This window comes from Pantoea sp. SIMBA_079 (genome assembly GCF_046940275.1).
Taxonomy (GTDB): domain Bacteria; phylum Pseudomonadota; class Gammaproteobacteria; order Enterobacterales; family Enterobacteriaceae; genus Pantoea; species Pantoea borealis.
Genome location: NZ_JAWRYR010000360.1, coordinates 1 through 269, shown reverse-complemented (window position 1 = coordinate 269; position 269 = coordinate 1). Strand labels below are relative to the sequence as shown.

The following is a 269-nucleotide window of genomic DNA, read 5'->3' as shown; positions in this document are numbered from 1 at the left end:
ACCGGTTGGGCTGATACCACCATGCTGCATAGCGAAGCGAAACATCCGGTTTGCGCCTACAAATGGATGAACTGGTCATTAACGCCAAAAGTGCAGGGCGATGTGGCGGCCTGGTTTGGCTCGTTACCGGTAGTGCCGGAAGGGTGTAAAGCCAGTCCGTTATTAGGCGAAAAAGGTTGTGAAACCAACGGTTTTAACTATTTCGACAAAATCGCCTTCTGGAAAACGCCTATAGCAGAAGGGGGCAAGTTTGTTCCCTACAGTCGCTG

The 269-nt window shown here is 50.9% G+C and carries 1 pseudogene; it reads left to right on the top strand.

Going from position 1 to position 269, the window contains the following annotated elements:
* Positions 1-269 (top strand): annotated as a pseudogene (locus SB719_RS20360) (spermidine/putrescine ABC transporter substrate-binding protein); the annotation flags it as partial.